Genomic DNA, 9,536 nt, shown 5'->3' with positions numbered 1-9,536 from the left:
GGATCGGGGCGGGTCATGCCGTCAACTCTAGCCCGGCCCGCGCGGGCCCGTGCCGGGACCGTCTGGCACCCTTGTAGGCATCATGGATCTGACCACCGCCACCCACGCGCTGCCCCCCGGCTTCCCCGCGGACGCCACCCTGCCCGCCGTCGTCGTGGAGCTGGGGCGGAGGTTCGAGGCCGCCGGCCACGAGCTCTCCCTGGTGGGCGGCCCGGTCCGCGACCTCTTCCTGGGGCGGACATCGCCGGACCTCGACTTCACCACGGACGCCGACCCGGACGCGTCCGAGGCCGTCGGCGCCGGCTGGGCGGACGCCACGTGGGACGTGGGGCGGCGGTTCGGGACCATCGGCTTCCGCAAGGCCGGCTGGCAGCTCGAGGTCACCACCTACCGGGCCGAGCAGTACGACCCGGCCAGCCGCAAGCCGCAGGTGGCCTTCGGCGACAGCCTCGAGGACGACCTGCTGCGCCGCGACTTCACCGTCAACGCCATGGCCCTGCGCCTGCCCGCCCTCGAGCTCGTGGACCCCTTCGGTGGCATGCAGGACCTGCACGCCGGCGTGCTGCGCACCCCCGGCACCCCCGAGGACTCCTTCTCCGACGACCCGCTGCGCATGATGCGCGCCGCCCGCTTCGCCTCCCAGCTCGGCTTCGCCGTGGCCCCCGAGGTGGAGGAGGCCATGACCGCGATGGCCGAGCGGATCACGATCATCTCCGCCGAACGCGTCCGCGAGGAGCTCGTCAAGCTCGTCTGCGGGGCGCACCCGCGCGCCGGCCTCGACCTGCTCGTACGCACCGGCCTGGCCGACCACGTCCTGCCCGAGCTGCCCGCCCTGCAGCTCGAGTCGGACGAGCACCACCGGCACAAGGACGTCTACGCCCACTCCCTGACCGTGCTGGAGCAGGCCATGGAGCTGGAGGGCGAGTACTCGCCGTCGACCCCCGACCCCGTGCTGCGCCTGGCGGCGCTGCTGCACGACGTCGGCAAGCCGGCCACACGCCGCTTCGAGCAGGGCGGGGCCGTCACCTTCCGGCACCACGAGACCGTGGGCGCCAAGCTCGTCCGCAAGCGGCTGCGTGCCCTGAAGTTCGACAATGACACCATCAAGGCGGTGGCCCGTCTGGTGGAGCTGCACATGCGGTTCTACGGCTACGGCGACGCCGGCTGGACCGACTCCGCCGTCCGCCGGTACGCCCACGACGCCGGCGACCTGCTGCCCCGCCTGCACGCGCTGACCCGCTCGGACGTGACCACCCGCAACCGGCGCAAGGCCGAGCGGCTGGCCCACGCGTACGACGACCTCGAGCGGCGCATCGCCGAGATCGCCGAGGCCGAGGAGCTCGCCGCCGTGCGGCCGGATCTGGACGGGCAGCAGATCATGGCGCTGCTGGGGATCCGCCCGGGCCCGGTGGTGGGGCGGGCGTACACCCACCTGCTCGAGTGGCGCCTCGACGAGGGCCCGCACGAGCCGGCCGAGGCCGAGGCGGAGCTGCGGCGCTGGTGGGCCGAGCAGCCGGAGGCCCAGCAGGACTGAGGCGGCGCGGCGGACCTTCCACCCGTCGTCGGGCCGGGACCACACTGGCCGCATGGCTGAGAAGAAGACCGAGAAGAACGGCGCCCCCATGGGCCCCGGCACCTCCAACATCAAGGACCCCGAGGTCTACGAGACGCTGCGCCGCGAGGGCGCGAGCGAGGAGAAGGCCGCGCGGATCGCCAACGCCTCCGCCCGGGACGGCCGGGACGAGGTCGCCGAGCGCGGCGGCGAGGCCGGCTCCTACGAGGACTGGACCAAGGACGAGCTCGCGAAGCGGGCCCGCGAGCTCGACATCGAGGGCCGCTCCACCATGACCAAGGACGAGCTCATCGAGGCGCTGCGCGACCACTGACCGGCGCCCGCCCCCCGCTTCCGGGGCGGAAACCGGTGCTTTGGGAGCGGAATACCGCCGGAAACCGCCCCCAACGCGGTGGGGCGGGTGGGGATAGCCGGAGGCTTTGGCCCATCCAGGTCGGGATGGAATGATCGACCGCTGTGAGTTCCGACCAGCGCCCCGCGCCCGTGCCCCGCCATGCCCTGCCGCCCCAGGACGGCGTGCCCGCCGTCAAGGTCGGCACGCGGGTCAGTCGCGGCCCCGGACGGGTCACCGCCCTCGACGGGCTGCGGGGGATCGCGGTGCTCGTCTTCCACGCCTGGCCCACGTTCCTGCGCGGCGGGTTCGTGGGCGTGGACATGTTCTTCGTGCTCTCCGGCTTCCTCATCACCACCGGCCTGGTCCGCGGTGTGGACGCGGGCCGGGGCGTGGCGCTGGGCACCTTCTGGATGAAGCGCGTCCGGCGACTCATCCCGGCCATGCTGATGGCGCTCGTGGGCACCACCGCGCTCGCGTGGCTGGCGGTGGACGAGTTCCCCGCGGGCCTGGGCCGCCAATGGTTCGGCGCCCTGACCTACACCAGCAACTGGGTGATGATCCTGCAGGGCGGGGACTACTTCAACCGCGCTTCGCCGCCACTGTTCGAGCACCTGTGGTCCCTGGCGATCGAGGAGCAGTTCTACATCCTCTGGCCCCTGCTCCTCTGGGGGCTGCTCCTGCTCACCTGGCCGCCGCGCAGCACGGTGAACTCGGGGCGGGTGGCGGACCGACGTCGTATCCTCGCGGTCGCGGTCGCGGCCGTGGCCTCCGCGGCGTGGATGGCCTGGGGCTCGTGGCACGGGTTCGAGCAGGCCCGCCTCTACTTCGGCACGGACACCCACGCCTTCGGCCTGCTGTTCGGCGCGTGCGTGGCGATCGGCCTGGCCCATGTGCCCCGGCCCGAGCACGGCGGCCCCGAGCCGCGGACCTCGGCCACGCGGGTGGCTGTCGCGTGGGGCGCCGTCGCGGTGCTCGCGGCGGGCTTCGCCCTGGTCGACGGCGGCCACGCGAGCACGTACCGCGGCGTGCTGGCGGGCCTGTCCGCCGTCGTCGCGTTCATCGTCTGGCACGTGGTGCAGGGCGACCGGCGCGACTCGCTCTCGCGCGCGCTGGGCAACGGGTTCCTGCGCTGGTGGGGGCGCCGCTCCTACGCCGCGTACCTGTGGCACTGGCCGCTGCTCGTGATCATGCGCGTGATGGTGCCCGTGGACGCCCCCGGGTGGGTCGAGCCCGTGGCCGCCGGCGCGATCCTGCTGCTGACCGCCCTGATCGCCGACCTGAGCACCCGGCTGATCGAGGAGCCCATCCTCCACGAGGGGTTCACGGGTGCCTTCGGTCGCTGGGGCGCAGCCGCTCGGCGGGCGTTCACGGGCGGGGCCGGGCCGATCGGCCGGCTCGCGGCCGCCGCCACGGCGCTGGGGCTCGTGGCCGTCCCCGCGGCGGCCGTGGCCGCCGTGGTGCACTCGCCCGCGCAGACCCAGCTCGAGCAGGACATCGCCCAGGCGGAGGAGTCCCTCAAGGCCGCCCAGGCGGCCCAGCAGGCGGCCCGCGAGTCCCGGGCGGCGGAGCAGACGAAGCGGGCCGAGGCGTCGGCCTCGGCCTCGCCCGGCTCGGCCGCCCCCGGGGACGCGGAGGGCTCCGCCGGTGCTACGTCCTCGCCCGGGTCGTCCGCCGAGCCGTCCGGGCTCGGGCTCGGCGACCCGGCCGTCACGCGCCCCACGTACTCCAAGGAGCAGCTCACCGCGGCCCTGCCGCCGTCCGAGCTCGGCCCGGACGTCACCCTGATCGGCGACTCCGTCTCGCTCTCGGCCGCGCCCACGCTCCTGGAGCAGCTGCCGGGGATGCTGCTCGAGGCGGAGGTGGGCTACCAGATCTGGGACGCCGCGGACGAGCTCGAGAAGCTCAAGGCGGACGGCCAGCTGAGCGACGTCGTCGTGGTGGCCCTGGGCGCCAACGGCACCACCCACCGGGGTGACTGGGAGAAGATCCTGGCGGCCGTCGGCGAGGACCGGCTGCTCGTGCTCGTGGTGCCGCACGGCCCGATGGACTGGATCGCGGACGTGCAGGTGCAGATGGAGGCGCAGGCCAAGGCCCACCCGGACCGGATCGTCCTGGCGGACTGGGACGCCGCGGCGAAGCAGCACGTCACGGACTTCTCCGCCGACGGCGTGCACCCCCGCGCCGACGGCCAGGCCATGTACGCCCAGCTCGTCCGGCTCACCATCGAGGACCGGCTCGGCGTGCGGCGCTGAGCGCGGTGGCCGGGGCGGCACGCGCCCCCATGACGACGCCGGCCCGTCACCTCCACGGGGAAGGTGACGGGCCGGCGTCGTGCGCGGTCCGCGGGGACCGGGCGGGTCAGCGCTCGATGTCGCCGCGGATGAAGGCCTCCACGAGCTCGTGCGCCGCGTCGTCGTTGTGCTGCACGGGCGGGGACTTCATGAAGTAGGACGAGGCCGAGAGGATCGGGCCGCCGATGCCGCGGTCCAGGGCGATCTTCGCGGCGCGCACGGCGTCGATGATCACGCCGGCCGAGTTGGGGGAGTCCCACACCTCGAGCTTGTACTCGAGCGAGACGGGGGCGTCGCCGAAGTTGCGGCCCTCGAGGCGCACGAACGCCCACTTGCGGTCGTCGAGCCAGGCCACGTAGTCGGACGGGCCGATGTGCACGTCCTTCTCGCCCAGCTGCGCGGAGGTGTTGGAGGTGACGGCCTGCGTCTTGGAGATCTTCTTGGACTCCAGGCGCTCACGCTCGAGCATGTTCTTGAAGTCCATGTTGCCGCCCACGTTGAGCTGGTAGGTGCGGTCCAGGGTGACGCCGCGGTCCTCGAACAGCTTGGCCATCACGCGGTGGGTGATGGTGGCGCCGATCTGGGACTTGATGTCGTCGCCCACGATCGGCACACCCGCGGCGGTGAACTTCTCGGCCCACTCCGGGGTGCCGGCGATGAACACGGGCAGGGCGTTCACGAACGCGACGCCGGCGTCGATCGCGGCCTGGGCGTAGTGCTCGGTGGCCCGCTGCGAGCCGACGGGCAGGTAGCAGACCAGCACGTCCACCTCCGCGTCGCGGAGGGCCTGGGCCACGTCCACGGGCTCGGCCTCCGACTCCTCGATGGTCTCGGCGTAGTACTTGCCGAGGCCGTCCAGGGTGGGGCCGCGCTGGACGGTGACGTCCGCGTGGGGCACGTCCGCGATCTTGATGGTGTTGTTCTCGGAGGCGGTGATGGCCTCGGACAGGTCCAGGCCGACCTTCTTCGCGTCCACGTCGAACGCGGCCACGAACTCGAGGTCGGACACGTGGTAGACGCCGAACTGCACGTGCATCAGGCCCGGCACCGTGTCCGTGGCCTTCGCCTCGCGGTAGTACTCCACACCCTGGATGAGGGATGTTGCGCAGTTGCCCACGCCGGCGATGGCGACGCGGATGGGGTTGGTGGCCACGGTCTGGTTCTCTCCTCGACTGTCCGGAACGGGTGCGGGCACGCGGAGCGCGCGCAGGGGGCCCACACCGTTCGGCGGGGCGCTCACCCGGGGATCAACCCCGCCAGTCTACGACCGACGACGGCGGCCCCGCCCGTCCGGGGTCCGGGCGGCTTCCTAGGATGGGGGCATGAGACCGGCCCCCGCGCATGCCGCGACCCCCAGCGAGCCGCCCACTCACGCCGCGGACGGCGCCCCGTGCGACGCCGTGGCCGACCCGGGTGCCCCCGCCGGGCGTTCCGCTGACAGCGCACCGTCCGGGGCCCTGCCCGCCCCCGGCGAGCGCGGCGGCCGCTTCCAGCTCGCCGGCGGCCTCGCGGCGAACGGCCCCGGACGGGGGACCGGCTCCTGGGCCGGGCCCGTGGCGTTGACGGGGCTGCTGGTGGCTCTGGCCGCCGTCGTGACCGTGCTGCAGAAGTCGCCGTGCCTGCTGCACGGCTGGGGCGCCCCGGACGTCTACTACGCGGGCTGCTACTCGGACTGGGCCGCGCTCTACGGCGGGCGCGGGTTCGCGGCGGACCCCTGGGCGCCGTTCCGGGCGGGCTCCACGTTCGAGTACCCCGTGCTGATGTCCGTCGTGGGCTCGGTGGCGGCCTGGATCACGCAGGCGCTGCCGTTCTCACCGGAGCAGGGCACGGTGGTGTTCTGGCTCGTGAACCTCGGATTCGTGGTGGTGCTGTGGGCCGTCGTCGCGGTGCTGACCGTCCGGATGGCGGGGCGCCGGTGGACGGACGGGCTCATGGTGGCCGTGGCCCCGGGGATCGTGCTGGCCGGCACCATCAACTGGGACCTGTGGGCCGTGGCCCTGCTGGCGTGCGGCATGTACGCCTGGTCCCGCGGCCGGTCCCTGACGGCGGGGGTGCTGTTCGGCCTCGGCGCGGCCATGAAGCTGTATCCGCTGCTGATCCTGGGGCCGCTGCTGATCCTGGCGGTGCGCTCGCGACGGTGGCGGCCCTTCCTGCTCGCGGCCGGGGGCACGGTGGCGGCGTGGGCGGCGGTCAACGTGCCGCTCATGGCGGTGAACTTCCAGGCGTGGTCCGTGTTCTTCACCTTCTCCGGCGAGCGCGGGCCGGGCCTGTCCAGCGTGTGGCACGCGTGGGACGTGACCGCCGCGCAGGCCGGGTGGGCGTTCGTGCCGGAGGACTCCCTCACCCTGCTGGCCTACGGCACCTTCGCGGTGTGCTGCCTCGGGATCTTCGTGCTCGGCGTGCGGGTGCGGCACACCCCGCGGCTGGCGCAGCTGACGTTCCTGGTGGTGGCGGCGTTCGTGCTCACCAACAAGGTGTACTCACCGCAGTTCGTGGTCTGGCTGATCCCGCTCCTGGCGCTCGCCCTGCCGCGCTGGCGGGACTTCTGGGTGTGGCAGACGGTGGAGGCGTTGCACTTCTTCGCCGTGTGGATGTACCTGGCCAAGGGGGTGGCCGAGACCCCGCCGCAGCACTCCATGGACGACTCCGTCTACGTGGCCGCGATCCTCGCGCACATGCTCGCGGTGCTGTGGCTGTGCGGGCGCGTCGTGTGGGAGATGCTGCACCCGGCGGAGGACCTCGTGAAGCGCGACCACGGCGGCCACCCGGACGCCGACCCGCTCGCCGGCGCGTACGCCGGCCCGGCCCGGGGGCGCTCAGGCCGGCCGGCCGCGGTTCAGGCGTAGTCCCAGCGGTGGATCGGGCAGTCCGGGGACGACGGCGGCGTGCTCGTCCCCGCCTCGGCGGCGCCGCCCTCGCGGGGTGGCGGGCAGACGCACTGCGCCCCGGAGGCGGCCGTGGCCGCCTTCATCTGTTCGCGCCAGATCACGTGGGGGTCGGTGGCCGGGTCCGCGGCCGCGCCGGGGTGCGCCGGACGCGCGGCGCCGTCGTCGTGGGCGGGGGCGCGGGCCGCGTCCCCGTCCCGGGTGAAGCCCAGCCGCACGATGGCCCAGCCGCCCACGGTCCACGCCACCAGGAGGAAGACCCCCACGGCGACGGCGATCATGATGTCCACGGCGGGCTCCTCCTGCGCTGACGGGGCGGGCGATGCGGCGGGCCCGCTTGCGGGCCAGGGTAGTCGGACGGGGTGGTGGGGGCGGTACGGTCGGGGCATGACCCCCGTGACCCGTGACACCGCCGCCGAGCTGCCCGCCCACCTGCGGGACCTGGCCGAGTTCGTGACCGCCTCGCCCTCCAGCTACCACGCCGCGGAGGAGGTCGCACGCCGCCTGGAGGCCGTCGGCTTCACCCGTCTGGATGAGACGGCCGACTTCCCGGCGGCCCCGGGCGGCTACGTGGTGGTGCGCGACGGCGCGGCGGTGGCCTGGATCGTGCCGATGGGTGCCGGGGCGCTGGGCCGCCACGAGGGCGCTGAGGCGCGCGCGGCCGGGCCGGACGAGGCGGGGCCGAGCGCCGGCGTCGTGCCGGTGTTCCGCGTCCTCGGCGCGCACACGGACTCGCCGGGGTTCAAGCTCAAGCCGAACCCGGCCACCGTGACGGCCGACGGCTGGGTGCAGGCCGGCGTCGAGGTGTACGGCGGCCCGCTGCTGAACTCGTGGCTGGACCGCGAGCTGCGCTTCGCCGGGCGTCTCGCCCTCGACGACGGCACGCAGGTGCTCGCCGCGACCGGGCCCGTGGGGCGCATCCCGCAGCTGGCCATCCACCTGGACCGCGAGGTCAACGAGGGGCTGACGTTGAAGCGGCAGCGGCACACGAACCCCGTCGTGGGGGCGCTCGCCCCGCGCGGCGAGGGCGCCGGCGAGGCGGAGGCCGACGGTCTGGCCGCCCGCGTGCCCGGTGACGTGCTGACCGCGCTCGCGGCCGCCGCCGGTGTGGACCCGGCCGCGGTGCGCGGGCACGACGTCGTGGTGGCCGACGCCCAGGCGCCCGGACTCTTCGGGCTGGCGGGCGAGTTCTTCGCGTCGGGCCGGCTGGACAACCTGAGCTCGGTGCACGCGGGCCTCGCGGCGCTCGAGGAGTTGGCGCGCGAGCACGGCGGCGCCGAGGGTGCGATCGCGTACGAGGGGACCGTCGCGGGCGGGGTGGCCGGTGAGGCGGCCGACGCCCCGGTGATCCCGCTGCTCGCCGCGTTCGACCACGAGGAGCTGGGGTCGGCGTCGCGGTCCGGGGCGGCCGGGCCGCTGCTCGAGGAGGTCATGGGGCGCGTGCTCGAGGCGCTCGGCGTGGCCGGGCAGGGTCGGGCGCGGGCGATCGCGGGGTCCTGGCTGCTGTCCGCGGATGCCGGCCACCTGGTGCACCCGAACTACGCCGAGCGGCACGATCCCGTGAACCACCCGCGCGTGAACCACGGCCCGCTGCTGAAGATCAATGCCAACCAGCGCTACGCCACCGACGCCGGGGGTGAGGCCGCGTTCGCCCGTTGGTGCGGCGTGGCGGGGGTGCCGTTCCAGGAGTTCGTCTCGAACAACGACGTCCCCTGCGGCTCCACCATCGGCCCGATCTCGGCGACCCGCCTGGGCATCCGAACCGTGGATGTGGGCCTGGGTCTGCTGTCCATGCACTCGGCGCGCGAGATGTGCGGCGTGCGGGACGTGGAGCACCTGGCGGCGGCCGTGCGGGAGTTCTTCCGCGGGGTGTGAGGCTGCGCGGCGTCAGCCGGCGGGGCGGGGGGTCAGCCTTACATAGGTGCCGACATTGACCAAGGGCGTGCCGTTCACGACGGCACTGCCGCGGCCGTTGGCCATCACGCCGGTGCTTTGGGCCTGGGTGAGCAGGTTCGTGCTGCAGTTGCTGTACCACTGGATGCGCGGCAGGGTGATGGTGCCTGAGACGGGGGCGGGTACCGCGGTTCTCAGCGTGCTGTAGTAGCGGTAGTACTCGATGCCGTTGTCGATGTACTTGGCGCCGGAGACGTCAAGGGTGGGGTTGCTCCAGTCTTTCGTTTCACTCGTCCAGGTGAGGCCATTAGACAACTTATCCACCACGCTCTTCTGCACCAGGACGGAGGCGGTCACGTCCGTCACCGTGGAGTCGGCTCGCAGATTGGTGATCCGGTAGTAGAAGGCGCTGTTGTCCGTAGTGACGCTCAAGCGGGTCGGATTCGTGAACAGGGTCGAGGCGCAGGGCGACACCTTCGGCTCGGTCCAGGGCACCCCGGGGGCGAGGGTCAGCTGGAACACGCGGTCGATCCGCGGGGGAGGGCTGGCCGCCTCGGCGG

The 9,536-nt window shown here is 73.7% G+C and carries 8 protein-coding genes; 5 read left to right on the top strand and 3 right to left on the bottom strand.

Annotated features, from left to right (window positions below; translation table 11 throughout):
* Positions 1–82: 82 nt before the first annotated feature.
* The 3 genes from J1M38_RS09520 (at position 83) to J1M38_RS12090 (ending at position 4,159) form a co-directional block, all read left to right on the top strand.
* Positions 83–1,534, top strand: coding sequence for a CCA tRNA nucleotidyltransferase (locus J1M38_RS09520; RefSeq protein WP_206481696.1), 1,452 nt, complete (start codon positions 83–85; stop codon positions 1,532–1,534).
* 52 nt (positions 1,535–1,586) lie between these two features.
* Positions 1,587–1,886 (top strand): Rho termination factor N-terminal domain-containing protein, encoded by a 300-nt coding sequence (locus tag J1M38_RS09515; protein ID WP_115165600.1) that lies wholly within the window; start codon positions 1,587–1,589, stop codon positions 1,884–1,886.
* Between the two features lie 143 nt (positions 1,887–2,029).
* Positions 2,030–4,159, top strand: a complete 2,130-nt coding sequence (locus J1M38_RS12090; RefSeq protein ID WP_342356227.1) for an acyltransferase family protein — start codon at positions 2,030–2,032, stop codon at positions 4,157–4,159.
* A 106-nt stretch (positions 4,160–4,265) separates the two neighbouring features.
* Here J1M38_RS12090 and J1M38_RS09500 read toward each other — a convergent pair whose 3' ends face one another.
* Positions 4,266–5,351: an inositol-3-phosphate synthase gene (locus J1M38_RS09500; protein WP_122054781.1), complete on the bottom strand. Its 1,086-nt coding sequence runs from the start codon at positions 5,349–5,351 to the stop codon at positions 4,266–4,268.
* A 169-nt stretch (positions 5,352–5,520) separates the two neighbouring features.
* Between J1M38_RS09500 and J1M38_RS09495 the strand changes: the two genes are divergently transcribed.
* Positions 5,521–7,044, top strand: a complete 1,524-nt coding sequence (locus J1M38_RS09495) for a glycosyltransferase family 87 protein (RefSeq protein WP_122054779.1) — start codon at positions 5,521–5,523, stop codon at positions 7,042–7,044.
* On the opposite strand, the gene J1M38_RS09490 is transcribed toward J1M38_RS09495, so the two are convergent.
* Complete coding sequence (locus tag J1M38_RS09490) at positions 7,035–7,364, bottom strand: hypothetical protein (RefSeq protein WP_231866246.1); 330 nt, start codon at positions 7,362–7,364, stop codon at positions 7,035–7,037. The two genes, J1M38_RS09495 and J1M38_RS09490, sit on opposite strands and share 10 nt — an antisense overlap.
* 106 nt (positions 7,365–7,470) lie before the next feature.
* Here J1M38_RS09490 and J1M38_RS09485 point away from each other — a divergent pair, with 106 nt between their 5' ends.
* Positions 7,471–8,958: a M18 family aminopeptidase gene (locus tag J1M38_RS09485; protein WP_036314398.1), complete on the top strand. Its 1,488-nt coding sequence runs from the start codon at positions 7,471–7,473 to the stop codon at positions 8,956–8,958.
* Positions 8,959–8,970: 12 nt separating this feature from the next.
* Here J1M38_RS09485 and J1M38_RS09480 read toward each other — a convergent pair.
* On the bottom strand, positions 8,971–9,536 hold a 566-nt coding region (locus J1M38_RS09480), incomplete at its 5' end, for a hypothetical protein (RefSeq protein WP_206501232.1).

It is taken from the genome of Micrococcus sp. KRD070 (genome assembly GCF_017168435.1).
Lineage (GTDB): Bacteria > Actinomycetota > Actinomycetes > Actinomycetales > Micrococcaceae > Micrococcus > Micrococcus luteus.
The sequence above is the reverse complement of the archived record's forward strand: the minus strand, read 5'-3'. Positions and strand labels throughout refer to the sequence as shown.